Genomic DNA, 24,869 nt, shown 5'->3' on the forward strand with positions numbered 1-24,869 from the left:
TTCTCCAGTGCTTCGTACCTGATAAAATATAACGTCAGCAGGGTTCTAATACTCATCAGGTACGCAAGGTAGAAAAACAATGACACGGACTTTCACCGCTCTCTTTTTTATTATTTTCCTGTGTGCGTTTTCTTATTTAAAGCTAAAAGGAATTTCCCACTATTCAGATGATGTCGTGTTTTCGCAAGAAGCACACACCCCAGATATTTTCCAATGGCTTATTACACGCTATCAATCATGGTCCTCCCGCACCGCCATTGAATTCGTATTATTAAAAATAATAAACCATAAACAAACATGGGCATTTTTAAATTCATTCTTCTTCGCTGTAACCATATGTTCATTATCCTGGATAGTGGCGAAAAATAAAAAAGACGCCATTTTAGCCAGCCTGTTCTTTGTACTGGTCATACTTTTCACTATTAAAAAAGGGTTTATCAAGGAGGGCATCCTGTGGATGACTGGCTCAGTTAACTATTTGTGGCCGTTTGCCCTTTCCATATTGGGCTTTGCTCTGCTTAAACGATGCACGACAGAACAGAATTTCTATAGAAATGCGATCGTCACCGCGATAATTTTTTTCTTCTCCTCGTTCAGCGAACAAATCGTGGTAATCAATCTCTTTCTATTGCCGACAATCGCTTTACTCTATCGGGGGCCAGTGAGAAAAGCAGCACTCATCTCTCTGGCAACCACTCTGCTGGTGTTCACGTACATCATACTCAGCCCGGGAAATACACGTAGATTATATCTTGAGATTGGGCGCTGGATGCCTGACTTTGTTAATTTGAATTTTGTTGATAAAGTGCTTATGGGATTGAATCTGGCCTTTGACCAGATGTTCACTGTTCAGCCAATCGCAGTCGGTATTATTTATTTATGTTTAGCCTTGATACTCCGTAACAATAAAAAGGCTCAAATATTTTCTCTGTTACTGCTTATTGCAACCATCACCTTGTCACTGATTGAACGTAGAGTTTTTGCCACATCAAATTTTGATGCCATCTACAAGTTCAGTTCAGAAAATATAACCAGCACTTTCGCGATTGCCAGAGCCGCTACGGTTATCATCTTTGCTCTCGCCACCACCCTGCTGTTGTTTCTGGCACAACAGGAGAGGAAAACGGCATGGCTCATCGCGATAGCCTATATTGCCTCATATTCAGGAACGGTGATGCTCGGCCTGTCACCTACCATCTATGCTTCAGAGCAACGAGTGCTGATGGTGTCAGGAATGATGGTGTCTGCGCTGGCAGCGTATCTGGCTCTTCAGACGTGTGCAATGAGTCAGAGCAAGCTGCTCCGGTGATTATCGCGGCAGAATGCAGGCACTTGACCTGAAGAATCTGAGTAACCGTATAACCAGGATAACTGCAAAATGCGCTGGCGTTCAGCGCTGCAATCCGTACCATACGCACTCATGTCAGAGGGGTTTTCAGTCGCGGGATGCGTTCTGCGATGCTTCACACCTCAAGCCGTCATTGTAAAGCGTGAAAATAATGTCAGAAAATCAAGAAGTCACAAAAAAAGAGCAGTACAACCTGAACAAATTACAAAAGCGTCTGCGTCGTAACGTGGGCGAAGCCATTGCTGATTTCAATATGATTGAAGAAGGCGATCGCATCATGGTGTGTCTGTCGGGCGGCAAAGACAGCTATACCATGCTGGAAATCTTACGTAATCTGCAACAAAGCGCGCCGGTTAACTTTTCACTGGTGGCGGTGAATCTTGATCAGAAGCAGCCCGGCTTCCCGGAACACATCCTGCCCGCGTATCTCGATAACCTCGGCGTTGAGTATAAGATTGTTAACGAAGATACTTACTCCATCGTTAAAGAGAAAATTCCGGAAGGCAAAACCACCTGTTCATTATGCTCGCGTCTGCGTCGCGGCATTCTCTATCGCACCGCGACTGAGCTGGGCTGTACCAAAATTGCCCTTGGCCATCATCGCGACGATATTCTGCAAACGCTGTTCCTGAATATGTTCTACGGCGGCAAGATGAAGGGTATGCCACCAAAGTTGATGAGCGATGATGGCAAGCATATCGTGATCCGCCCGCTGGCCTACTGCCGCGAAAAAGACATCATCCGTTTCTCTGAGGCTCGCCAGTTCCCGATTATCCCGTGTAATCTGTGCGGCTCCCAGCCTAACCTGCAACGTCAGGTGGTGGCCGATATGCTACGCGACTGGGATAAACGCTACCCGGGCCGTATCGAAACCATGTTTAGCGCGATGCAGAACATCGTGCCGTCCCATATGGCCGACATTAACCTGTTTGACTTCAAAGGCATTCAGCATGGCGATGCGGTGATTGATGGCGGCGATCTGGCATTCGATCGTGAATCGCTGCCCGTGCAACCTGCTGGCTGGCAACCGGAAGAGGAAGATGCTGCCGATTTAAGCGTCCGTCTGGATGTATTGCAGATAAAGTAATTCGCCCCGACAGAAAAAGGCGCGTCGCTTCGGCTACGCGCCTTTTTTATTAGCGATGCGGTGGCGGATCGATAATCGGTGGAAACTCAGGATCGTACGGCGGATCGGGTTCAGGAATGGGTTGTGGATGCGGAATCGGTTCCGGAATCGGTGGCGGATCGGTTGGAATGGGATCGGTGGCGCGGATAACTGACATGCCGTTCTCCTTGTCGCTGAATGTCTTATAAGCATAGGAAAAGATAAGCGGCACTGGCAAACGGACAAAAAAAAGCCGGCGGATTAGCCGGCGTTGTACGAATCAAATGTGCTATGCAGTAATTCAAAAAAGGAAGTAAGACAATATGGAGCGCAACGCCCATCGCTTGACGTTGCATTCACCTGCGAGAGAGAGTTTGCTCCTGTTGCCTGATGTGGATATTGACGTCGATCAGTTTTTTTACGCTTTTTTACCCTCGCATCCTTAATTTACAGCGGGTTACCTTCTGCTAACCCGCCATTAACATCATCAGTGGCGCTTATAGCCATTTGCGTTGTCTTAGCCACCAGGCCAGTCCCACTACCATGATTAATAACAGCAGGCAGAACACGCCAAAACCCATATGCCAGCTATTGCCGGGGATACCCCCGAGGTTGACACCAAACAGGCCGGTTAAAAAGGTGGTCGGCAGGAAAATCATCGCCAGCAATGACATGGTGTAGGTACGTCGGTTCATCGCTTCCGCCAGCACTGCGGCGATTTCATCGGTCAGCACTGCCGTTCGTGCCACCCCCGCATCCAGATCGTCCAGCCCGCGGCCAAGTCGGTCGGCAATATCCTGCATGCGACGACGGTTATCGTCGTCCATCCACGCCAGTTTTTCACTGGCCAGTCGTGCATAGACATCCCGCTGCGGGGCCATATAACGACGCATCACAATCAGTTGCTTGCGCAGCAACGCCAGTTCACCCCGGGCCGGGACTTGCTGATCCATCAGGGCATCTTCCAGCTCGATAATCTTGTCATGCATCTCTTCAATAAATTCACTGGCATGATCGGTAAGCGCATCACACACATCCACCAGCCAACTGCCGCCGTCTACCGGGCCATTGCCGTTTTGCAGATCGGTCAGCACTTCATCGACGGCGTAGACTTTACGACGACGCGTCGAAACAATCAGTTTGTCATTAATAAATACCCGCATCGCCACCAGCTGATCCGGTCGTGAATCACTGTTGTGGTTAACGCTGCGCAGCACAATCATAAAACCATCGCCAAGGCGTGACACGCGTGGCCGCATGCTATCGCCAGCCAGCGCATCACGCACGGCATCGGGAATGAGTGGGGTTTTTTGCAGCCATTCAGCGCTCTGCTCCTGAGTGTAATTCAGGTGTAGCCAGCAAGGACGTTCACAATTAATGACCTCAGTCTCATCAATAGCGATCACCCCACCTTTGCCGTCGAGCTGACAAGCCACAATGGCATCTGAAACCTTCAATTCTTTACCTTCAATGACGTTCACGAACTCGCCTCTTCATCAAAATCAATACGATACAGTCTAGCGTGGCGACGACGAGTTGCAATCTTCAGGCTGTGAGCAAACATGACAGGCGGCCAGAGCGGCCGCCAGGAAGATTAGTGTTTTTCAATCCACATTTCGCGGCTGTAGGCCACATCTTCTGGATTGGTAATCGGGTAGCCTTTCACCCAGGGTTTAATCAGACGTCCATTGGTGTACTGATAAATCGGCGCAATCGGTGCCTGTTCAGCCAGAATTTGCTCGGCACGGTTGTAGTCCTGATTTCGTGCCTGCGCGCTGGTTTCGTTACTGGCTTTTGCCAGCACGGCATCGTAATCGGCATTATGAAAACGCGCGATATTGCCGCTATGGCTGGAAGTCAGCAGGCTGAGGAAGGTAGAGGGCTCGTTATAATCTCCCACCCACGAGGCACGAATAACGTCAAAGTTGCCGCTGTTGCGGCTATCGATATACGTCTTCCATTCCTGATTTTGCAGCGTGACATCCACGCCCAGATTCTTTTTCCACATCGATGCCACCGCAATGGCGATTTTCTGATGGCTTTCTGAGGTGTTGTACAGCAACGTCAGATGCAGCGGTTTCGCCGGTCCATAGCCCGCTGCCGTCAGCAGCGATTTAGCCTGCGCATTGAGTTCCTGCTGACTATGCTGCTGCATATAACTTTTCTGCGGCGTGAAACCTGCTGTTACATCAGGCGTGAAACGCCAGGCGGGCTTCTCACCGGTGCCCAGCACTTTTTCGGCGATGATGCGGCGATCGATGGTCCATGTCAGCGCCTTACGTACACGGATATCGGCAGTCGGGCCTTTTTCGGTGTTAAAGGCGTAGTAATAGGTGCCAAGCTGGTCCGGAGTATAGACCTGGCCCGGCAGCTCTTTTTTCAGCAGCGCGTACATGTTTTTCGGAAAGGATTCAGTGATATCGATATCGCCAGCACGATAACGTTTGGTGGCACTGGATTCCTCATTGATTGGAATGAAGGTGACTTTAGTCAGTACCGAGTGCGCATCATCCCAATAATGGCTGTTACGGATCAGCACAATTTTTTCATTCACGACACGATCCTGGAGCTGATAAGCGCCATTGCCGACCAGCTTACCGGGGGCCGTCCAGCCATCGCCCTCTTGTGCAATGACTTTTTCCGGCACCGGAAACAGCGCCGCATTGGCTACCATGCTGGGAAACCACGGCACCGGGCGTGACAATGTCACTTTAAGTCGATTACCATCCAGCACGCTGACACCCAACTTGTCGGGGCTCATTTGCCCTTTGGTGATGGCTTCAGCGTTCTCGATGCCGCTCAACGTCGCAAACCAGGCTGAAGGCGAGCTATTTTTCGGATCAACCAGCCGTTGCCAGCTGTAAACAAAATCCTGGGCGCTGACCGGGTCGCCATTGGACCAGCGGGCATCTTTGCGCAGGTTAAAAATCCAGGTCTTGTTATCGTTACTGCTCCAGCTTTGTGCCACGCCCGGCACGATATGGCCCTGCGCATCCTGATTGGTCAGCCCTTCGAACAAATCACGCATGACCTGAATTTCCGGCAGGCCGACGGCTTTCATCGGATCAAGCGATGCAGGTTCATCTTTAATATGGCGCACGATTTCCTGTACCGGTGCCAGTTGTGCGCCCGGCGGCACATTGGCGGCGAATACCGGCGAAGTTGCACCGATAACCATTAAGGCAGCAAGCGTCTTGCGAAAAGTTATTTTCATCACCACTCCTTTACCCAAAAAAAGGCGGCCGCCAAAAAAAATGCGCCACCAGCGACTTTCGGCACTTTATCGCAAATTGCTGATTGATAAATAGCTATTTTCCCGCGCGCTGTTTACCGTTATGTTGAGGCTGGATCCCCGGTCACAATTTGAGGAAGTTTGTTATGTCGTCACTACACCCGCGCCCACTGCGCGGCAAGCTGGATGCTGTCTGGCAACAATATGGGCAATCGGTGCTGGGTGCGCCGCTGCTATGGTTTCCCGCTCCGGCTGCCGATGCCGAGAGTGGTCTGATTATCGCGGGGACTCACGGTGACGAAAATGCCGCAGTGGCGACGCTATCGGGCGCTATGCGTACTTTGCCGGAGTCACTGCGACGTCATCACGTTATCCTGGCAGTCAATCCTGATGGCTGTCAGCTTGGTCTGCGCGCCAATGCCAATGGTGTCGATCTCAACCGTAATTTCCCGGCGGCTAACTGGCAAAGTGGTGACACCGTATATCGCTGGAACAGTGTGGCAGACCAGCGCGACGTGGTGCTGTCTACCGGGGAACGTCCCTCATCAGAACCAGAAACCAGCGCGCTGTGTCAGCTGATTCATCACATCAAGCCGCGCTGGGTGGTGACCTGGCATGAGCCTCTGGCCTGCATTGACGATCCGCACAATAGCGAACTGGCGCAGTGGTTGTCGCAGCAGACGCAACTGCCGGTCGTCAGCAGTGTCGGGTATGCTACCCCCGGCTCGTTTGGCAGCTGGTGCAGTGATCTTGACCTGCTGTGCATCACCGCCGAAATGCCACCGATTTCGGTGGACGAAGCCACCGAGGTGTATCTGGAAACCATGATTAATCTGCTGCGCTGGCAGCCGCAGGGATAAGCACCCCGTTAGCAAAATGCAGCGACGGTTCCACATCCGCAGCCAGCCAGGTGGGACCGTCGAGATCGGCAAACTGCGCCAGCGGCGTCAGCGGAAGCGCCGCACGGATGGCACGCGAAGTGCACAGCATGCAGCCCAGCATGATGCCGAATCCCTGCTGCCGCGCACTGACGGCCAGCGCCAGTGCCTCCGTCAACCCACCGGTTTTATCCAGCTTAATGTTAACCATTTCATAGCGGCCTTGCAGGGCAGCCAGGCTTTCGCGGGTATGGCAGCTTTCATCGGCGCAGATCGGCAGCGGGTGAATAAAATTCGCCAGCGCCGCATCCTGGGCAGCAGGGAGTGGCTGTTCCAGCATCGCCACCTGAAGGTCGGCCAGCAGCTGACAACGTGCCGCCAGCCCTTCTGCCTGCCAGGCCTCGTTGGCATCGACAATCAGCGTGGCTTCCGGTACGGCGCTGCGAATCGCCACCAGACGTTCGCTGATGAAGTTATTGTCCAGCTTAATTTTTAACAGCTTTGCACCATGCTGCCATAGCGCCAGCGCGCTGCTGGCCATGGCATCAGGTGTGTCGATGCTGACGGTATGCGCGGTGACGATGCGGCTGGCGAGGCTGACACCACATAGCTCCGCCAGGCTTTGCTGTTGTTGCTGGCGCTCCAGATCCCACAATGCACAATCAACGGCATTACGCGCAGCCCCCGGCGGCAGTGCCTGTTGTAAGGCTACCCGTGTCATACCCGCCTGCAACTGCGGTAGCACGCTGGCAATTTGTGCCAGCACTGAGGCTTCGCTTTCCCCATAGCGCGCGTAAGGTGTTGCCTCGCCCACGCCGCGAATCCCTTCATCTTCAATTTCCACCACCACCACTTGCGCTTCAGTGCGGCTGCCGCGCGAAATGACAAACGGTGAATGCAACGGCCAGGCTTCCGGATAACTCTTTACTGTTCTCATTATTTCTCCTTTAATCCGTCACTTAAATGCGAGGCGGCTCAGTAATCGCTACGATTTGCTCTCGTAAACCCTTAAAAAATATGTCATAAACAACGGCTATACCTGTACTGACGTGTTAAAAGTCAGCTATTTTCATCGTTAAAAGGAAATCGTATGTCTCAGAATGTTCACTTCCAGGGCAACCCGGTGCCAGTTGCAGGCCAGTTCCCGCAGGCAGGCACCCAGGCTAAACCGTTTTCTCTGGTAGCTAAAGATCTCGCTGATGTGACTCTTTCTCAGTATGCAGGCAAACGCAAAGTCCTGAACATTTTCCCGAGCATTGATACCGGCGTCTGTGCCGCTTCTGTGCGCAAGTTCAACGAACTGGCGGGTAAAGCCAACAATACCGTGGTGCTGTGCATCTCCGCTGACCTGCCGTTTGCGCAGTCGCGTTTCTGCGGTGCAGAGAGCCTGAACAATGTGGTGACGCTGTCTACCCTGCGTGGTGCTGAGTTCAAAGAAGAATACGGTGTGGCGATTGCCGAAGGCGCGCTGAAAGGCCTGACCGCGCGTGCGGTGGTGGTGATCGACGAAAACGATAAAGTCATTTATAGCGAACTGGTGAACGAAATCACCAGCGAGCCAAACTACGATGCGGCGCTGGCTGCGCTCAACTAAGTCGTAAGTTAAAAAAAACCGTCTTCATTGCTGAAGACGGTTTTTTTATGCCGAATTATTCGCTTTCGTTGCGTTTCTGGCTTAACCCATATTCGCGCAACTTATTGGCAATGGCAGTATGTGACACGCCCAATCGCTTCGCCAGCTTACGCGTGCTGGGATAAGAGAGATACAGGCGCGTCAGAATCGAACGTTCAAAACGACTGGTGATCTCATCCAGCGTCCCTTCCATCGCCTCTTCTCCCATCGATACATCGAGCGCCTGCTCCGGCAACACGATATCCTGCGGACGGAGTTCATAGCCTTCCAGCTGCGTCAGGGCTCGGTACAGGGCATTTTTCAGCTGTCGCACATTGCCCGGCCAGCTGTAACGCGTGAGAAAGGCTGTCAGCTGCGGAGAAAGACGCGGGCGTGGCAACCCCTGTTCATCAGCAAAACGGGCGACAAACATTTCAGTGAGCGGCAGGATATCCTGCGGACGTTCACGCAGCGGCGGCAGGTTCAGCGTCAGTACATTCAGACGATAGAACAAATCTTCACGGAATTCGCCACGTTGAACCAGCTCAATCAGGTTCTTTTGCGTGGCACAAATCACGCGCACATCAACGTGCACCTCGTGCTCCTCGCCGACGCGGCGGAAGGTGCCATCGTTCAGGAAGCGCAACAGCTTGGTCTGCATACGCGGTGACATCTCACCAATTTCGTCCAGCAGCACCGAACCGCCATTCGCCTGCTCGAAAAACCCTTTTTTCCCTTCCAGCGCATTAGGATAGGCACCCGCCGCATGACCAAATAATTCACTTTCCGCCACATCATCGGGCAACGAGGCACAGTTCAGTGCCAGGAAAGGTTTCTTGCCGCGCGCACTGCGCAAATGACAGGCGCGCGCCAGCATATCTTTACCGGTGCCGGTATCACCGACAATCAGCAGCGGTGCATCGTGCATTGCCAGCTTACGAGCCTGGTCCAGCACCTGACGCATTTTTGGCGTGACCGCTACGATATGGTCGAATTCCGACTCATCGGTTACCGTCAGATTCTGCAGCTGACGGCCCATCCGCGCGGTGGATTTCAGGGTAATCATCGCACCCACCGGCTGATCGCTCTGGCCTTCTTCTTCAGCGAGATAAATCGGGCGCGCTTCCAGCAGGAAATCACGTCCCTGAATCACCACGTGCTGTACCTCAGCATCAACCCGATCATTCTCAATCCAGCGCTGGAAGTTAAAGCCGCTGATCAGCGTCCCCGCGTTCTGGTTGCGGATTTTTTGTTCGTCGAGATTAAACAGATTTTGTGCCGCCGGATTCGCCAGTTCCACTTTGCATTTGAGATCGATGGACAATACCGGTTCCGGCATCGCCACCAGTAACGCGCTCAGTGCCCGGTGTTCACGTTCTGAGGGCATGTAAGCCACGGTGCGTACATCTGTCACGCCAGGTGTACGGCGAATTTCCGCCATCAGTGAGCTGAATTGTTCGAATTCCAGTGCGGAAAAGTTGAGGTAGATGCGCCCAAGTGGCGCAATTTCAATGCCGCGCAGGTCGATATTGCGGGCAACCAGCAGGTCGAGCAGCTCGCGCGCCAGCCCGATACGGTCCTGGCAGAAAACTTCCAAACGCATTGCGATGGCCTTATTCAGGTTTTGATTTTAGTGATAATACGCTAACTTGCGACGCCTCAGAAGGGGCCTGTCAGGAAAAGTTGACAGTAAGAAGCCGACGATTGACAAAAGTGTAACGGAACAACCAATAATAATCCCGCCAAAAATCACAATTAACAAAGAAAATCTCACCTTTCACACCATTTTCAGTGCGAAAGGTGAGCGGGTGCTGATTATTTAGCACTCTGCCCTGCTTTAGCCTCGCTTTTGCTAAGGGTTTCTTTCAACTGGCCAATCAGTTCACGACGGAAATCACCCAGCCGCGGTTTATCATCTTCCAGCCATGGCAGAGGGCGACACAGCTCCATCGCCTTAATACCCAGGCGTGCCGTGAGCAGTCCGGCACCAATCCCCTGGGCTGCGCGAGCAGAAAGCCTTGCAGCAATATCCTGCGATATCCAATCCATGCCCACCTCACGTACCAGTTCAGAGGCTCCGGCAAAGGCCATATTCAGCAGCACCAGACGGAACAGGCGCAAACGGCTGAAGTAACCCAGCTCGATGCCGTAAAGGGTGGCGATACGGTTCACAAGGCGTAAGTTACGCCAGGCGATAAAAGCCATATCCACCAGTGCCAACGGGCTGACAGCAATCATCAGGGTCGCTTCCGCCGCATGACGGCTGATTTCACGCCGGGCCTGACGATCCAGCACCGGCTGCACCAGCTGCGCATACAGCGTGACTATCTCACGATCGTTATGCGTTTCATGCAAGGCAGCATGCCAGCGCTGCAATGCAGGATGCGCCTGATCCAGCTGCGCCTGCTGTGCCAGTTTTTCACAAAATGCACGCCCTTTACCGATACCATGGCTATGGAGTAGCTCACGCCCTATATCACGCTCCTCAGCGCGCTGCCGCAATCGATATAACCGACGCCACTCGCTAATCAGCGCACCCGCCCCGGCGGCGATGATCAAGCCACCGGCAACGCCGCTGCCTAGTGCAAACCAGTCACGTGTCAGCCAGGCATCGTGCATCCACTGCACTCCCTGAGCCACTACACTGACGCCAAAAATGCCGAGGCCGGCACCCACCATTTTGCGCCACAGGCTGCGTTTCGGACGCAGCGCCGCTTCAACCACTTTTTCACCCGCGCCCTCTTCCAGCGGCTCCTCTTCACGGGTGGCGAGAAACGCCACGTCAGTGTCGGCGCTGAAGGTTTGCGCCGCACGCAGCGGTTTATCTGCTTCGCGATCCAGAGGCCGGGCAAAGTCGATGCGCGGTTTCAACGGTGTTTCATCGTTCATCGCAACTTATCTCCCAATAAAAACTCCAGCGCCGCATCCATACGAATGTGTGGCAGTGGACGGTCAACGTCGAGCTGCTGCGGGCGGAATTGTTCAAACTGAAATCCCTGCTGTTGCCAGAAGGTGTGGCCAGGCAGGCGTGGCGGCACTTCGCCGGGATAGAAAGTCAACGCCTCACCATCGTCCAGACGGTTACCGCGCAGCGCGGGGAGTTTCTCGCCACGATGATCAACCAGCCCGCTTTCGGTCGCCTGCACCGAGGCCAGACCGAGACAATCCATGGTGATGCCTTCGAATGCGGCGTTCTGCCACGCATCCTGCACCAGCTGCTGCAATAACGACACCATGTTGGCGTGCTGATCGGCGGTGATGTGATCCGCTTTGGTGGCAGCGAACAGCAGCTTGTCGATAACCGGTGAAAACAAACGACGAAATAAGGTGCGCTGGCCGTAATGAAAGCTCTGCATCAGTTGTGTCAACGCCAGACGCATATCGTTAAACGCCTGCGGTCCGCTGTTCAGCGGTTGCAGGCAGTCGACCAATACAATCTGCCGATCAAAGCGCAGGAAATAATTTTTATAAAAACCTTTCACCACATGCTGGCAGTAGTAGTTAAAACGCTGCTGCAGCATCGCGAAATTACTGCCCGCCGGTGCCTGCCGCTGGATGTCGTCCACCTGAGGCCAGGGAAAAAACTGTAATGCAGGCGCACCAGCCATATCTCCCGGCAACACAAAACGCCCCGGCTGAATAAAATGCAGCCCCTCGGCTTTGCATTGATGCAGATAATCGGTCCAGGCGGCGGCGATGGCGGCCAGACGGTTTTCATCGGCCTGAGCATAAGGATCGAGATCGGCACACAGACTGCGCCAGCGCTGCGCCCATATGGCGCGATCGCCCTGCAACAATCCCAGCATCTGCCGTGACCAGCCAGCATAATCCTGCGCCAGCATCGGTAAATCGAGCAGCCATTCGCCGGGATAATCGACAATTTCCAGATACAACGTGGCCGTGTCTTTGAAGTGGCGCAGCAGCGATTCATCCGGGCGATAGCGTAGTGCCAGACGCATTTCACTGACGCCGCGTGTCGGCGTGGGCCAGCTGGGCGGCACGCCATACAGTTGGGCCAGACCTTCGTCATAAGTAAAACGTGGCGTACCCAATTCGCGTTGCGGCACACGTTTGACACCGAGCAGACGCTCCTCGCGCACCACAGAAAACAGCGGCAAACGAGCGCCGCTGTGGACATTCAGGAGCTGATTAACCAGTGAGGTGATAAAGGCCGTTTTGCCACTGCGGCTCAGGCCCGTCACGGCAAGGCGCAGGTGACGGTCAACTCCCCGATTCACCAGCGCCATCAATTCATTTTGCAGTCTTTTCATCGTTTTCCCTGATGAAGCGTGCCGACAGGCGACTAAACACCTTTGTCAGCAACGGTTCCAGCGCAAACGCCAGTAACAACTTTAACGGACGCCGCGCCACCGATTTCACTGCCCAGCCAGCGAGGCCGCCAGGGGCATATGTGACTGCACTGATGATGATAAATTTTCCCGCCGACTTCAACGCAGGTGCTGCGCGGCGACGCAGGGTTGTAAAACGTTGGGCGGACAAGGCAACCTCCGGCAATTAAATTTGACGAAAACGACTACGCACGCTGAAAGTTTCCGAGGTGACGTAACGTTCAATATCGCGCACATGATGTTCATCGACCTGTAGCGCAGCATCCAGCTCATCGAGCAGCTCGCTGGCACTGGGTTTATGTACGTCCGGCGCATCATCCGGTTTTACATCCAGTACGAAGCCGAGGATAAAGTAGGCAATCAGAACAAAGCCGAACAACCCAAAAAACATCGACAGTACCAAAATTACCCGCAGCAGCGTGACGGGGACATCAAGATATTCCGCCAGACCGGCACAAACCCCGCGCACTTTACCCTGTTGCGGGATACGCCACAGCTTACGCCCTTTCAGACTTCCTCCGCTCATGGCTGCCTCCAGTTCGGGTGCTCAGCATCAAGAATCGCCTCCAGCGCTTCGACGCGTTCGCGCATCCGGCGAGCATCCTGCGTCAGCTGTTGTAAACGTTGCATGTCATTCGAAGAAAGCTCCGCACCGCCGTTGCGTTTGTTGCTGTAATGAAGCCATAACCAAATCGGTGCGACAAACAGCACGAAGATGGTCAGCGGAATGGCCAGAAAAAGTGCGCTCATTGACTCTCCTTAATCATTTAACCCGTGACTGGTTCAGCACCATTACTCGCTGCGATTCATTTTGGCTTTCAGGGCCGCCAGCTGCTGGCTGATTTCATCATCAGCTTTCAGCTCGGTGAACTCCTGATCGAGGCTTTTCGGTTTACCAAAACGCTGGCTTTCCGCTTCTGCTTCCATGTGATCGATACGGCGTTCAAACGATTCGAAACGTGCCATCGCGTCATTCAGTTTATTGCTGTCGAGTTGACGACGCACATCGCGCGATGAAGAGGCTGCCTGGTGACGCAACGTCAGCGCCTGCTGGCGGGCACGGGTTTCGCTGAGTTTTTTCTCCAGCTCACCAATTTCCCCTTTCATACGTTCCAGCGTTTCTTCGACTTGTGAAACTTCCTGTTGCAGCGCAGCGATCAAATCGGTCAGTTTCTGTTTTTCAATCAGTGCCGCGCGCGCCAGGTCATCTTTATCTTTGCGCAGAGCCAGCTCAGCTTTTTCCTGCCATTCAGCCTGCTGAATATCGGCCTGCTCAATACGGCGCAGCAATTGTTTCTTTTCGGCCAGGGCACGGGCCGAGGTGGAGCGCACTTCCACCAGCGTGTCTTCCATTTCCTGAATCATCAGGCGTACCAGTTTCTGCGGATCTTCAGCTCGCTCCAGCAAAGAGTTGATATTGGCGTTCACGATGTCGGCAAAACGAGAAAAAATACCCATAATGATGTTCCTCAGAGTGTAATGTGGTTGCGTAAGACGCTCATCACTAATACAAAAGGCGTGCCAGTTTTTAACTGTATGAATTTATTGATCTTGATTGTTTTACATCCCGCCAGTATTCGCATAAGGTAGTGAAATTGATTAACTGATGGTGAAATTCATCATGGCAAATGGTAATGACAACCTGCTGGGCGAATCCAACAACTTTCTTGAAGTGCTGGAACAGGTTTCGCGCCTCGCCCCGCTGGAAAAACCGGTGCTGGTGATTGGCGAACGCGGTACCGGTAAGGAGTTGATTGCCAGCCGTCTACATTATTTATCCGATCGCTGGCAGGGTCCTTTCATCTCCCTTAATTGCGCCGCATTGAATGAAAATCTGCTCGATTCTGAACTGTTCGGCCATGAAGCCGGTGCCTTTACCGGTGCGCAGAAACGACATCTCGGTCGTTTTGAACGCGCCGATGGTGGCACGCTGTTTCTCGATGAACTGGCGACAGCGCCGATGCTGGTGCAGGAAAAATTGCTGCGCGTCATTGAATATGGACAGCTGGAGCGCGTCGGCGGCAACCAGTCGCTACAGGTTAATGTCCGTCTGGTGTGCGCCACCAATGAAGATCTGCCCGCGCTGGCAGCGGAAGGCAAATTCCGCGCGGACCTGCTCGATCGTCTCGCCTTTGACGTGGTCCAGCTGCCACCGCTGCGCGAGCGCCGCAGTGATATCCTGGTCATGGCAGAACATTTTGCCATTCAGATGTGCCGCGAACTGGGTCTGCCGCTGTTCCCCGGCTTCAGTGAACAGGCGCAACAGGCGCTGTTGCACTACAACTGGCCGGGTAATGTGCGCGAACTGAAAAACGTGGTAGAACGTTCGGTATACCGCCATCACAGCATTGAGGAGCCGCTGGATAACATCATTATCAACCCGTTTGCGCCACGCAGTGCGCCGGTTTCGGTTGCCGCCAGTACTGAAAGCAGCCAGCCCGCTCTGCCGCTCGATCTGCGTCAGTGGCAGAACCAGCAGGAACGTCAGCTGGTGGAACGCAGCCTGGCGGAGGCGAAATATAACCAGCGCCGGGCAGCGGATTTACTGGGGGTTACCTATCATCAGCTGCGGGCGATGATGAAGAAGCATGGCATCCAGGTGCGCGATGAAGGATAAAAGCGTTAACGTTTACCATCGGCAAACTCTGCAATCTCCAGCAACATATCTGATATGGTGTCAGGGTTATAAAGAATAAATTCACTTCTTAATTCACTGTTGGTTGTGAATGTCGTTATTGCCTCATCAAAAGTGCTGGCCCTCATTGCGGTAATAAACCCTGCCTGTTGTTTATCTGAGAACTGAAGATAATGCTTCGCTCTGCTGCTGGCGATAGAGCGATGCCATTGGCGGCGTATCGCAATTTTTTCTTCCAGCGGAATCGTCTTCACAATGAAATTGCAGTTAGAGTTACAGAAATCTTTCTCTGTTACAGGGGCACCCACGTAATAATTGTCTGGCAATGGATCGGTTCCCATGTCGCCTTCTTTTTTAACTTTAGCATGTACCGATTCATGTATGATAATCTGCACTTTTTCCCAAATATTTTTTGACCAAAAAATTTCCGGCAGCCCTATTTTATTTAATAAGGGATAATAAACGGCATTCGCTTTTATCCCTCCCACATATTCTAATTCCACTACACTTTTGTCTTCATCAGCCAGCCACTTTTGTGCTTCTCTCAGTTCTGAAACGATTTTACTCACTTTGGCAAAGATAGCATCACTCACTTCATTCGGCTGAACACCAATATATTCAGCGATAACGCTCCTGACGCTGGCATCTTTGCTCTTAATCAGCATCTCGACTCTGTCCAGAGTTAGTTCAAAGTTTTTAATCGCCTGCACTATCGCAATTTTATGGGCAATGTTATTTTTGCCAATGCTGTACTTCCCATCCGCGACCACCCGGTTTCTCTTTATTACATCATTGGTTGCGTCGTCCATACCCCATATAATTTTGCCTTCTAAATTTTCTGGAATGCTGGACACGACAGAACCACCACCTTTGACCCTTTCATCAAGTTTCCATTGCCATTTTTCCACATCAAAAATATATGCCAGTGCAGATGCGCCTTCTGGCCGGGTATAGGTTGACGGCACTTTTAGCTGCACACGTTTATTTTCTAAGATCTCAACAGCAACATACCAATCCCTGCCATTTTTATTTCCTGTTCTGAGATAAAAGTCACCTTTATTAGCCTGATAAACCTCCGGTAATTCAGCGACAGGTGTCAGGTTCAAATCACGGGATAACTTCAGCCTTAACTCTTTTGGTATGGTGTATTCAAAAGCTGGCGAGGTCACCTCACTCCTCCTCCACTCTTTTATTTTATTATTATAGGTAAATTTTGTCTGACTCAAGCCACCTTTTTTAAACGAATGCAAATCACTGATAGTTGGCTTCGGTGTTACAAAATGCTCGCCGTCCGCCATAATTTCAATATACTCCGCCTGGCCCTCTTTTTGCCCGACACGCAAAAAATACTGATTTGTTTTTTCCTGGAAATATACTCCAGGATATCCCTGTATGCGGCTGATGCCCGTGATACTGGAGAGTTTTTGCGTTGTTTCAGGCAGGTTATCTAAACTTCTAAATGCCTGCCGGTCGAAAACCCAGCCGATGTCTTTTTCAAAAAAATAGGTATTCTGACGTGAACCGTAGACGGGATTATTACTCTTCTCCTTCACCGTGAGGAGATCACCTTCAAAGAAAACATTCACATATTTATATTTACTATCCGACTCCCGCACGCGCAAATATAAGTCCTCATTTTCATCGCGCCACAGAATTGTACCTTCACCATAGTCATAGGATTTAAGTGTTTTTTCGTGCCATGCAAACGTTTTCATCTCAGGTAAAAGCAGGATATGTTTCGTTTGCCAACCCGCATCACCACGTTTATATTCGAGCGCTTCCTCATGGCCTGCGGTGAATCTGACATTCAAAAGATCCATCAGCGCGGATTCCAGTTCGTTTTGGTCAACCGCCCTTCCCGCAAGATGGTCATTTATCAGTGAAAAGATAGATCCCAATGAACTCCTGATGAGTCCGGCCGGATGCAGTGAGCTGGCGAGGGATTCTATTTTGCCAAGCTGGATAGCCAATGATTTCAAAGCCTGTTCAGTTTTGGATTCTAAAAGCCTGCCGGAAGAATATTGATAGAGTTCAATTGCCGCGCTAATAAATGATTCAACCGGTCGTTTAAAGGCTTCCGTCAAAAGGCCGGTAATATCCAGGAGGGTATATTGGGTTTTAATTCCTTCATCCAGTCTTCTGATAATAATGACATCGACAGGATTAAAAGGAGCTGGTGTCGTTTGCATCTGTCTGACAGGAAGTGACCGGACATTTCTTATCTGATTATCGTGTGGTAATAAACGCCAGTCTGCTGTGTCACCCAATCCACGCCTGGTTTTATCATCCCGTTGTTGCTGCCGATTGCGTGTCCGGGTGCGTTCAACGCCTTTATCATTCCTGATTAGTCTGTGTTCTTCTTCATGCGGACGATTCAAAACATGCATTGCTGTCTGGGCAGAATTATCAGAACGGACATTGATCGCTGGCGCATCACGCGCTCGGGACTTTACAGGATGGTGCTTAGCCGGGTTAAGGGCCGAAATGACCTGGTAATGGTGCCTGACAACAGCTTTTTTACAGGGAAGAGGTTTCTGACTTTTATTATGATACCCGGAAACCGGGGCCGGTTGTGATATTGCCTTTACCGGTGGCGCATGTATGGTAACGCCGGACGTTCGGACTGCGATTTGCTGTGGCCTGCCCGATGGTGAATATAACGGTGTGCTACACACCGCCGTGGCGATGGCTCCCGTTGTTAACGCGCCAGTAAAAAAATAGCGTCCGGGTTTGAAATAATGTTTACGAACCGAGGCTGGTTTTGCTGCGGTGATGTTTTCGAAGCTGACCTTGCAGGCTTTGCCGTTTAACAGGATGGTCGTTGAATCCTTAACTTTCGAGCCTCTGCGCGCACCGGCAGCGGGCCTCGGTATCCCTACAGCTGTTAATGATATCCTCGTCATAAACGCCTCCATGATAATAACGTTCACTATGAGAGTTTACTGCACAGGTTTTCGAAATAGTTTGCGCAGTAGCAAGGTGGCGAGCGAGTGCAGCCAACGAAGCTACAGCGCAAAATATGAAGAAAAAAAAGCCCGCTATAAGCGGGCAACAAATACTGGAAGCAATGTGAGCAATGTCGTGCTCTTCTTCGGTAGAGCCACCGTCGAAGCGCAGAAGAATAATAATCATTCTTATTATCATCTGTAAACCCCTAATTGAGAATTTTTCTCATTTCCACACTAACGTTGTGATTACCCCACCCTCGGTTTGCTGAAAAAGACACCAGAACTGTCCTTAATTTGGGGAGTACCCAGCGTTTGCGATACACTCTCGCTATTGCCTCAGAATCGTTGAGTTCTATGCCAAAATTATTCCCCACGCTGTTGCTCAGCCTCAGCGTATTGAGTGCGTCTGCATGGGCGCTGCCTGCGAACGATATTCGCCATACCGGCTTCGTTTATTGCGTCAACGGCACGGTGAATACCTTCAACCCGCAGCTGGCCAGCAGCGGGTTAGTGGTCGATACCCTTGCCGCACAGCTTTACGATCGCCTGCTTGATGTCGATCCCTATACCTATCGGCTGATACCCGACCTGGCACAAAGCTGGGAGGTGCGTGATAACGGCGCAACGTATCGCTTCCACCTGCGTAAAGATGTTGCCTTTCAGCACACCAACTGGTTTACGCCGACACGAAAAATGAATGCCGACGATGTGGTGTTCAGCTTTGCACGTATGTTTGATCGTCAGCATCCATGGCATAACGTTAACGGCGGCAGCTACCCTTATTTTGATAGCCTGCAATTTGCGGACTCGGTGCAGAGCGTGAAAAAACTCGATGACGATACCGTCGAGATTCGCCTGAACAGTCCGGACGCCTCGTTCCTGTGGCATCTCGCCACCCATTACGCGCCAGTGCTCTCCAAAGAGTATGCCGATCAACTGACGGCCAAAGGTCAGCAGGAAAGACTGGATCGTGAACCCGTCGGCACAGGCCCATTCCAGCTCAGCGAATACCGTACCGGGCAATATCTGCGTCTTGCGCGCAACCCGCAATACTGGCGCGGGGTGCCACGTCTCCAGCAGGTGGTGATCGATCTCGGCGTTGGTGGCACCGGTCGCCTGTCGAAATTGCTGACCGGTGAATGTGACGTGCTGGCCTATCCAGCTGCCAGCCAGCTCAGTATTCTGCGCGACGACCCACGTTTACGTATGACGCTGCGTCCCGGCATGAATATCGCTTATCTGGCCTTTAACACCCGTAAACCGCCGCTGGATCGACCTGAAGTGCGGCATGCGCTGGCGCTGGCGATCAACAATGAACGTTTGATGGAGTCGATTTATTATGGCACCGCTGAAACCGCCGCATCGATTCTGCCGCGCGCCTCGTGGGCATATGATAATAACGCGCGTGTTACCGAATATAACCCGGCCAAAGCGCGGGAAACCCTGAAGGCGTTGGGTGTGGAGGATCTGCATTTACGCCTGGTGGTGCCCACTGCGTCGCAGTCGTGGAACCCCAGCCCGCTGAAAACCGCTGAGTTGTTACAGGCCGATCTGGCGCAGGTCGGGGTGCGCGTCACCATCGTCCCGGTGGAGGGCCGTTTTCAGGAAGCTCAGCTGATGTCCATGAACCATGATATTACCCTCACCGGCTGGGCCACCGACAGTAACGACCCCGACAGTTTCTTCCGTCCGCTCCTGAGCTGCGCGGCGATTCGCTCGCAAACCAATTACGCGCACTGGTGCTCACCCGCCTTTGATGAGGTGCTGCAACAGGCCCTGCTGTCACAACAGCTCGCGGCGCGCATTGAAAGTTATGATAAAGCGCAGCAGATGCTGGCGCAGGAGCTGCCGGTGCTGCCACTGGCATCATCACTACGTTTGCAGGCCTATCGCCATGATATTAAAGGCCTGGTGCTGAGTCCGTTTGGTAACGCCTCATTCGCAGGCGTTTATCGTGATGAAAGCAGCGAGGAATAAGCATGATCATCTATATATTGCGTCGCCTGCTGTTGTTGATCATCACGCTGTTTTTGCTGTCGCTGGTCAGCTTCAGCCTGAGCTATTTCACCCCCAATGCCCCGCTGGAAGGCGCGTCCTTGTTTGATGCCTGGTGGTTCTGGTTTAAGGGGCTGCTGCAGTTTGATTTTGGGGTGTCCAGTACCAATGGTCAGTCGATTGATATCCAGCTACGCGAGGTGTTTCCCGCCACGCTGGAGCTGTGCATTCTGGCCTTTATGCTGGCGCTGATGGTCGGGATTCCGCTCGGGATCTGTGCCGGAGTGATGCGTAATAAATGGCAGGACAAGGCGATTAGCGCGCTGGCACTGCTTGGTTTCTCCATGCCGGTGTTCTGGCTGGCCTTACTCTTCACGATGTTTTTCTCGTTAACCCTCGGCTGGTTGCCGGTATCTGGCCGGTTTGATTTGCTCTATCCGGTGCAGAACGTCACGGGTTTCGCGCTGATTGATGCCTGGCTGAGTCATTCACCGTGGCGACATGAGATGCTGATCAGCACCCTGACTCATATGATCCTGCCGGTGGTGGTGCTGGCCGTTGCTCCGACCACCGAAGTGATTCGCCTGTTGCGTAGCAGCACCAGCGAGGTGATGGATAAAAACTACGTTAAAGCGGCGGCGACGCGTGGGCTGTCGCGTTTTACCATTATCCGCCGCCATGTGCTGCATAACGCACTGCCCCCGGTGATCCCCCGACTGGGTTTGCAGTTCTCCACCATGCTGACGCTGGCAATGATTACAGAAGTGGTGTTCAACTGGCCAGGTCTGGGGCGCTGGCTGATCAATGCTATCCGCCAGCAGGATTATGCCGCAATTTCTGCCGGTGTGATGGTGGTAGGCAGCCTGGTAATCGTCGTTAACGTGCTGTCAGATATTGTTGGCGCGGCGCTGAACCCATTGAAACATAAGGAATGGTATGCCCTTAGATAATATCTACGCCGAAAAACGGCAGCCCGGCACCTTCCGACTCAGCTGGCAGCGCTTCTATCACGACACCAGCGCGATGATCGGCTTATATGGCTTCGGTGCCATCCTGTTTCTGTGTCTGTTTGGCGGCCTGTTGGCTCCCTATGGTATCGATCAGCAGTTCCTTGGCTACCAGTTACTGCCGCCCTCATGGTCACGCTATGGCGATGTCTCGTTCTTCCTCGGCACTGACGATTTGGGCCGCGATGTCCTTAGCCGGTTGCTGAGCGGCGTGACGCCAACCGTGGGTTCGGCGATTCTGGTTACGCTGCTGGCGGCGATCTGCGCGCTGGTGCTCGGCGTGCTGGCTGGCATTACCCACGGTCTGCGTTCGGCGGTGATGAACCACGTACTGGATACACTGCTGTCGATCCCCTCGTTGCTGCTGGCGATCATTGTGGTGGCGTTTCTTGGCCCACGGCTGGAGCACGCCATGCTCGCCGTGTGGCTGGCGCTGATCCCGCGTCTGGTGCGCGAAATCTACACCGCCGTGCACGATGAGATGGAAAAAGAGTATGTGGTGGCACTGCGTCTGGATGGGGCGCGTAACTTCAATATCCTGTGGAGTGCGGTACTGCCTAACGTCCTCCCGCTGCTGGTCAGCGAATTTACGCGTTCGCTATCGATGGCGATTCTCGATATCGCCGCGCTCGGTTTTCTCGATCTTGGCGCACAGCTGCCATCGCCCGAATGGGGCGCGATGCTGGGTGACTCACTGGAACTGATTTATGTTGCCCCCTGGACGGTCATGTTACCCGGAGCTGCGCTGATGGTGAGTGTATTGATTGTTAACCTGCTGGGCGACGGCATCCGTCGCGCCGTAGAAGCGGGAGCTGAATAATGCCATTACTCGATATCCGCAATCTGACCATCGAATTTATGACCGCAGAAGGCCCGGTCAAGGCGGTTGATCGTATCAATCTGACCCTCACCGAAGGCGAAGTACGCGGTCTGGTGGGCGAATCCGGTTCCGGCAAGAGCCTGGTCGCCAAAGCCATCTGTGGCGTCACTAAAGATAACTGGCGCGTCACCGCCGACCGTATGCGCTTCGACGATATCGATCTGCTGCGCCTGTCTCCACGCGAACGCCGTCGCATTGTCGGCCACAACGTCTCAATGATCTTTCAGGAACCACAGTCCTGTCTTGACCCCTCGGAAAGCATTGGTCGCCAGCTGATGCAGGCGATACCCGGCTGGACATTTAAAGGCCACTGGTATCAGCGGTTGTGGTTTTGGCGCAAAGCGCGTGCCATTGAGTTGCTGCATCGCGTCGGTATCAAAGATCATAAAGACATCATGCGCAGCTTTCCTTACGAGCTGACCGAGGGTGAATGCCAGAAAGTGATGATTGCTATCGCCCTGGCGAACCAGCCACGGTTGTTGATTGCCGATGAGCCAACCAACGCCATGGAACCCACCACCCAGGCGCAGATTTTCCGCCTGCTCAGCCGCCTCAATCAGAACAATAACACCACCATTTTGCTGATCAGCCATGACCTGCGCACCATGAGTCAATGGGCCGATCGCATCAACGTGATGTATTGCGGCCAGACGGTGGAAACCGCACAAAGCGAAGATCTGATGGGAACGCCCCATCATCCTTATACCCAGGCGCTAATCCGCGCGATGCCGGATTTTGGTAGCGCTTTGCCGCACAAAAGCCGTCTCAATACGTTGACGGGAGCGATTCCTTCGCTGGAGCATCTGCCGATTGGCTGCCGTCTTGGACCGCGCTGTCCTTACGCGCAACGGAAATGTATTGAGACACCGCGGCTCAATGGCACCAAAGCGCATCTGTTTGCCTGCCACTTCCCGCTGAATATGGAGGGTCAGTAAACATGGAAACGCTGCTGGAAGTACGCAACCTGAGCAAAACGTTCCGTTATCGCACGGGGCTGTTTCGTCGCCAACATGTAGAAGCGGTGAAAGATGTCAGCTTTACGCTGCGCGATAAACAGACGCTGGCAATTATCGGGGAAAATGGTTCCGGTAAATCCACGCTGGCGAAGATGCTGAGCGGCATGGTTCCCCCCACAGATGGACAAATCCTGATTGACGATCATCAGTTGGAGTATGGCGACTATGGTTATCGTAGCCAGCGCATCCGCATGATTTTTCAGGACCCGACAACGTCGCTGAACCCGCGCCAGCGCGTCAGCCAGATCCTCGATTTCCCACTGCGCCTGAATACCGATTTGGATGATGAGGCGCGGGAAAAACGCATCATTGCCACGCTGCGCCAGGTGGGCTTATTACGCGATCATGCTGGTTATTACCCCCATATGCTGGCACCGGGGCAGAAACAACGTCTGGCGCTGGCGCGTGCGTTGATTCTGCAACCCAAAGTGATTGTGGCGGATGAAGCGCTGGCCTCGCTGGATATGACCATGCGTTCACAACTGGTGAACCTGATGCTGGAGCTCCAGGAGAAGCACGGTATCTCCTATATTTATGTCACCCAGCATATCGGCATGATGAAGCACATCAGCGACCAGGTCCTGGTGATGCATCAGGGCGAAGTGGTGGAGCGTGGCGGTACCGCCGATGTGCTGGCCTCCCCGCTGCATGAACTGACCAAACGGTTGATCGCCAGCCATTTTGGTGAAGCCCTGACCGCCGAAGCCTGGCGGCGTGAGCGTTGATTGTTCACTGCGTCGCGGAAAACGCGGCGCGATTTACCGCATTTGACAGAGACGTGCTAGAATCCGCACGTCGATTAACGTCGGTCGCGCACTTTTTAACCATTGCGGCCGCCAACAACAATGACCATAAGGATTACAGCTATGGGTTTTCTTTCCGGTAAGCGCATTCTGATTACTGGCGTTGCCAGTAAACTTTCCATTGCCTACGGTATTGCGCAGGCGATGCACAAACAGGGCGCAGAGCTGGCTTTCACCTACCAAAACGACAAACTGAAAGGTCGTGTGGAAGAGTTTGCTAAAGACCTGGGTTCAGACATTGTTCTGCCGTGCGATGTGGCAGAAGACGAGAGCATCACTGCGCTGTTCACCGAGCTGGCAAAAACCTGGCCAAAATTTGACGGTTTCGTTCACTCCATCGGTTTCGCCCCGGGCGACCAGCTGGATGGCGACTATGTAAACGCCGTTACCCGTGAAGGCTTCAAAATTGCTCACGACATCAGCGCCTACAGCTTTGTTGCTATGGCGAAAGAGTGCCGTGCGATGCTGAACCCGAATTCAGCGCTGCTGACCCTGTCTTACCTGGGTGCAGAGCGCGCCATCCCGAACTACAACGTGATGGGCCTGGCTAAAGCATCTCTGGAAGCCAACGTTCGCTACATGGCGAACGCGATGGGTCCGGAAGGTGTACGTGTTAACGCCGTGTCTGCGGGTCCGATCCGTACGCTGGCAGCCTCTGGCATCAAAGATTTCCGTAAGATGCTGGCACATTGCGAAGCCGTTACCCCTATTCGCCGTACTGTAACCATCGAAGACGTAGGTAACTCTGCGGCCTTCCTGTGTTCTGATCTGGCGGGTGGTATCACGGGTGAAGTGGTACACGTTGATGGCGGCTTCAGCATTGCCGCGATGAACGAGCTGGAACTGAAATAAGTTCCTGAGGGCGAGCCTGGCTCGCCCTTTTCATTTATGCCCGCAATCCTCTGCATCAAATATGCGCGATAAATCGCGCCGCTACGTTCTTATGCATTCTTGCTATTAATTATCACCGATCATTCTTTTGCCCCGGACAGCCCTTCGGCGAGGATAAGCTAGCCCTTCGGTGCGCGCCCGTTTTCAGATTGCGGCCACCGCTACCGAGT

23 protein-coding genes are annotated in these 24,869 nt (G+C 52.9%); 11 read left to right on the plus strand and 12 right to left on the minus strand.

What is annotated here, in order from left to right:
* The first annotated feature begins 79 nt into the window (after positions 1-79).
* Both AC6I8X_RS10460 and ttcA read left to right on the plus strand, forming a co-directional pair.
* A complete protein-coding gene (locus AC6I8X_RS10460) occupies positions 80-1,309 on the plus strand; it encodes a DUF6056 family protein (protein WP_497839766.1) in 1,230 nt (409 codons plus the stop codon).
* 190 nt (positions 1,310-1,499) lie between these two features.
* A complete protein-coding gene (gene ttcA, locus AC6I8X_RS10465; RefSeq protein ID WP_299453610.1) occupies positions 1,500-2,435 on the plus strand; it encodes a tRNA 2-thiocytidine(32) synthetase TtcA in 936 nt (311 codons plus the stop codon).
* A 49-nt stretch (positions 2,436-2,484) separates the two neighbouring features.
* Here ttcA and AC6I8X_RS10470 read toward each other — a convergent pair whose 3' ends face one another.
* The 3 genes from AC6I8X_RS10470 to AC6I8X_RS10480 form a co-directional block, all read right to left on the minus strand.
* Positions 2,485-2,631, minus strand: a complete 147-nt coding sequence (locus AC6I8X_RS10470; RefSeq protein WP_167379243.1) for a hypothetical protein — start codon at positions 2,629-2,631, stop codon at positions 2,485-2,487.
* A 319-nt stretch (positions 2,632-2,950) separates the two neighbouring features.
* Positions 2,951-3,934, minus strand: coding sequence for a zinc transporter ZntB (zntB, locus tag AC6I8X_RS10475; RefSeq protein WP_299453605.1), 984 nt, complete (start codon positions 3,932-3,934; stop codon positions 2,951-2,953).
* Between the two features lie 113 nt (positions 3,935-4,047).
* Positions 4,048-5,667 (minus strand): peptide ABC transporter substrate-binding protein, encoded by a 1,620-nt coding sequence (locus tag AC6I8X_RS10480; RefSeq protein ID WP_313684541.1) that lies wholly within the window; start codon positions 5,665-5,667, stop codon positions 4,048-4,050.
* A gap of 164 nt (positions 5,668-5,831) precedes the next feature.
* Between AC6I8X_RS10480 and mpaA the strand changes: the two genes are divergently transcribed.
* The gene (mpaA, locus tag AC6I8X_RS10485; RefSeq protein ID WP_299453599.1) at positions 5,832-6,545 is read left to right on the plus strand and encodes a murein tripeptide amidase MpaA; all 714 of its coding nucleotides are present in this window, start codon (positions 5,832-5,834) and stop codon (positions 6,543-6,545) included.
* On the opposite strand, the gene ycjG is transcribed toward mpaA, so the two are convergent.
* A complete protein-coding gene (ycjG, locus tag AC6I8X_RS10490) occupies positions 6,514-7,500 on the minus strand; it encodes an L-Ala-D/L-Glu epimerase (RefSeq protein WP_416412420.1) in 987 nt (328 codons plus the stop codon). The two genes, mpaA and ycjG, sit on opposite strands and share 32 nt — an antisense overlap.
* A gap of 153 nt (positions 7,501-7,653) precedes the next feature.
* On the opposite strand from ycjG, the gene tpx reads away from it, so the two are divergent.
* Positions 7,654-8,157 carry a thiol peroxidase gene (gene tpx / locus AC6I8X_RS10495; protein WP_084875021.1) on the plus strand — a complete coding sequence of 168 codons (504 nt, stop codon included), beginning with the start codon at positions 7,654-7,656 and terminating at the stop codon, positions 8,155-8,157.
* 55 nt (positions 8,158-8,212) lie between these two features.
* On the opposite strand, the gene tyrR is transcribed toward tpx, so the two are convergent.
* The 7 genes from tyrR to pspA all read right to left on the minus strand — a co-directional run bounded on the left by tyrR (position 8,213) and on the right by pspA (position 13,982).
* Positions 8,213-9,778: a transcriptional regulator TyrR gene (gene tyrR / locus AC6I8X_RS10500; RefSeq protein ID WP_299453594.1), complete on the minus strand. Its 1,566-nt coding sequence runs from the start codon at positions 9,776-9,778 to the stop codon at positions 8,213-8,215.
* 212 nt (positions 9,779-9,990) lie between these two features.
* Positions 9,991-11,064, minus strand: coding sequence for a TIGR01620 family protein (locus tag AC6I8X_RS10505; protein ID WP_313684549.1), 1,074 nt, complete (start codon positions 11,062-11,064; stop codon positions 9,991-9,993).
* Positions 11,061-12,446, minus strand: a complete 1,386-nt coding sequence (locus tag AC6I8X_RS10510) for a YcjX family GTP-binding protein (RefSeq protein ID WP_497839767.1) — start codon at positions 12,444-12,446, stop codon at positions 11,061-11,063. Before AC6I8X_RS10510 ends, AC6I8X_RS10505 begins: the two co-directional genes overlap by 4 nt.
* Complete coding sequence (pspD, locus tag AC6I8X_RS10515) at positions 12,427-12,675, minus strand: phage shock protein PspD (protein ID WP_084875032.1); 249 nt, start codon at positions 12,673-12,675, stop codon at positions 12,427-12,429. Before pspD ends, AC6I8X_RS10510 begins: the two co-directional genes overlap by 20 nt.
* Positions 12,676-12,690: 15 nt before the next feature.
* Positions 12,691-13,050 (minus strand): envelope stress response membrane protein PspC, encoded by a 360-nt coding sequence (gene pspC / locus AC6I8X_RS10520; protein WP_313684554.1) that lies wholly within the window; start codon positions 13,048-13,050, stop codon positions 12,691-12,693.
* A complete protein-coding gene (pspB, locus tag AC6I8X_RS10525) occupies positions 13,047-13,274 on the minus strand; it encodes an envelope stress response membrane protein PspB (RefSeq protein ID WP_013509216.1) in 228 nt (75 codons plus the stop codon). Before pspB ends, pspC begins: the two co-directional genes overlap by 4 nt.
* Positions 13,275-13,316: 42 nt before the next feature.
* Complete coding sequence (gene pspA / locus AC6I8X_RS10530) at positions 13,317-13,982, minus strand: phage shock protein PspA (RefSeq protein ID WP_084875040.1); 666 nt, start codon at positions 13,980-13,982, stop codon at positions 13,317-13,319.
* A gap of 163 nt (positions 13,983-14,145) precedes the next feature.
* Here pspA and pspF point away from each other — a divergent pair, with 163 nt between their 5' ends.
* Positions 14,146-15,141, plus strand: a complete 996-nt coding sequence (gene pspF, locus AC6I8X_RS10535; protein ID WP_313684558.1) for a phage shock protein operon transcriptional activator — start codon at positions 14,146-14,148, stop codon at positions 15,139-15,141.
* Positions 15,142-15,146: 5 nt separating this feature from the next.
* Here pspF and AC6I8X_RS10540 read toward each other — a convergent pair whose 3' ends face one another.
* Positions 15,147-18,062, minus strand: coding sequence for a hypothetical protein (locus tag AC6I8X_RS10540; RefSeq protein ID WP_497839768.1), 2,916 nt, complete (start codon positions 18,060-18,062; stop codon positions 15,147-15,149).
* A 399-nt stretch (positions 18,063-18,461) separates the two neighbouring features.
* Between AC6I8X_RS10540 and sapA the strand changes: the two genes are divergently transcribed.
* From sapA to fabI, 6 genes are all read left to right on the plus strand, one after another.
* Positions 18,462-20,084: an ABC transporter substrate-binding protein SapA gene (sapA, locus tag AC6I8X_RS10545; RefSeq protein ID WP_497839769.1), complete on the plus strand. Its 1,623-nt coding sequence runs from the start codon at positions 18,462-18,464 to the stop codon at positions 20,082-20,084.
* A 2-nt stretch (positions 20,085-20,086) separates the two neighbouring features.
* Positions 20,087-21,052 carry a putrescine export ABC transporter permease SapB gene (sapB, locus tag AC6I8X_RS10550; protein WP_313684564.1) on the plus strand — a complete coding sequence of 322 codons (966 nt, stop codon included), beginning with the start codon at positions 20,087-20,089 and terminating at the stop codon, positions 21,050-21,052.
* On the plus strand, positions 21,039-21,929 hold the full coding sequence (gene sapC, locus AC6I8X_RS10555; protein WP_208715186.1) for a putrescine export ABC transporter permease SapC: 891 nt from the start codon (positions 21,039-21,041) through the stop codon (positions 21,927-21,929). The genes sapB and sapC overlap by 14 nt, the downstream gene beginning before the upstream one ends.
* A complete protein-coding gene (gene sapD / locus AC6I8X_RS10560; RefSeq protein ID WP_313686030.1) occupies positions 21,929-22,924 on the plus strand; it encodes a putrescine export ABC transporter ATP-binding protein SapD in 996 nt (331 codons plus the stop codon). The genes sapC and sapD overlap by 1 nt, the downstream gene beginning before the upstream one ends.
* A gap of 2 nt (positions 22,925-22,926) precedes the next feature.
* Positions 22,927-23,730: a putrescine export ABC transporter ATP-binding protein SapF gene (sapF, locus tag AC6I8X_RS10565; RefSeq protein ID WP_313686028.1), complete on the plus strand. Its 804-nt coding sequence runs from the start codon at positions 22,927-22,929 to the stop codon at positions 23,728-23,730.
* A gap of 141 nt (positions 23,731-23,871) precedes the next feature.
* Positions 23,872-24,660: an enoyl-ACP reductase FabI gene (gene fabI, locus AC6I8X_RS10570; protein WP_013509224.1), complete on the plus strand. Its 789-nt coding sequence runs from the start codon at positions 23,872-23,874 to the stop codon at positions 24,658-24,660.
* Positions 24,661-24,869: the final 209 nt, after the last annotated feature.

This window comes from Pantoea sp. X-Soil-TKNS-1280 (assembly GCF_059730475.1).